The organism is Mycobacterium sherrisii, from assembly GCF_002102355.1.
GTDB classification, from domain to species: Bacteria; Actinomycetota; Actinomycetes; order Mycobacteriales; family Mycobacteriaceae; genus Mycobacterium; species Mycobacterium sherrisii.
The window spans coordinates 1-1270 of the sequence record NZ_LQPT01000011.1 but is presented as its reverse complement, the minus strand read 5'-3'; the positions used below and the strand labels follow the sequence as shown (position 1 = coordinate 1270).

Sequence of the window (1270 nt, the reverse complement as noted above, 5' to 3'; positions counted from 1 at the left end):
GCGGCGTGTTTGGCAGCGATGACCACGCGTAGTTCGTCCATGGAGACATCAGATAGGTAGCGGCGGGGGACTTGCCATTCGTCGTGGGCTTCGATGACCACGGCGGTGGCCAGGCGCAGGAACGCTGCCGGGTTGGGGAAGATCTCCACGACATCGGCTCGGCGTTTGATCTCCTTGTTGAGCCGTTCGATGGGGTTGTTCGACCAGATCTTCTGCCAATGCGCTTTCGGGAACGCGGTGAACGCCAACACGTCGGTCTTGGCCTCAGCTAGCATCGCGGCTACCTTCGGGAAGCTGGGGGCCAGGGTGTCGGCGACCCGGTCCCACTGGGCTGCGACCTCGGTGGGGTCGGTGTGAGCGAAGATGGTCTTGACCGCCGCGGTTACGGCCGGGGCGTGTTTGGCCGATACCGCGGTGTGCAGATTACGCATGAAATGCACTCGGCACCGCTGCCACGATGAGTTTGTGAACTGTTGTGCCACAGCCGTTCAATCCAGCGTGCGCGTCGGAGATAACCAGATGCACCCCGGAGAGTCCGCGTGCTTTCAGCGAGGCCAAGAACTCGCGCCAGAACTCGTAGGACTCGCTGTCGCCGACCGCGGTGCCCAGCACTTCGCGGGTGCCGTCGATGGATACCCCGGTGGCCACGACAAGTGCCTGCGAGACGACGTGCGCCCCGATGCGGACCTTGCAGAAGGTGGCATCGCAGAATACGTACGGGAATTCGGTGTGGGCCAGGCTGCGGGTGCGAAATGCGTCGATCTCTTTGTCGAGGCCGGCGCAGATCCGCGAGACCTCCGACTTCGACACCCCCGCTTCGACGCCCATCGCGGCCACCAGGTCATCGACGCTGCGGGTCGACACGCCGTGGACGTAGGCTTCCATGATCACCGCGTGCAGCGCCTTATCGATACGGCGACGCCGCTCCAGCAGCGAGGGAAAGAACGACCCGGCACGCAGCTTGGGGATCTGAACCTCGATGTCACCCGAGGTGGTCGACACCGCTTTCGGTCGGTGCCCGTTGCGGTGCACAGCACGGCCCTCGCTGCGCTGGTAGCGGCCGGCGCCGATCGTGGCGGTGGCCTCGGCCTCGATCAGGGCCTGCAGCCCGGCGCGGATCAGCTCAGCGAACACCGCGCCCGAGTCTGCGGACTTCAGCGCATCGAGTTGGGCAAGCAGAGCAGAATGGCCCTGGGTCATCGCGTCGTGTGTCCTATCGTGAGTCACTTTGGTCGGTAACTCACTGACCACTACGCGATGGCCCACCCCA

The 1270-nt window shown here is 64.6% G+C and carries 1 pseudogene; it reads right to left on the bottom strand.

Features of this window, described 5'->3' with window-relative positions:
- Nucleotides 1-1200, bottom strand: a pseudogene (locus tag AWC25_RS00690) (IS256 family transposase); the annotation flags it as partial.
- Nucleotides 1201-1270: the final 70 nt, after the last annotated feature.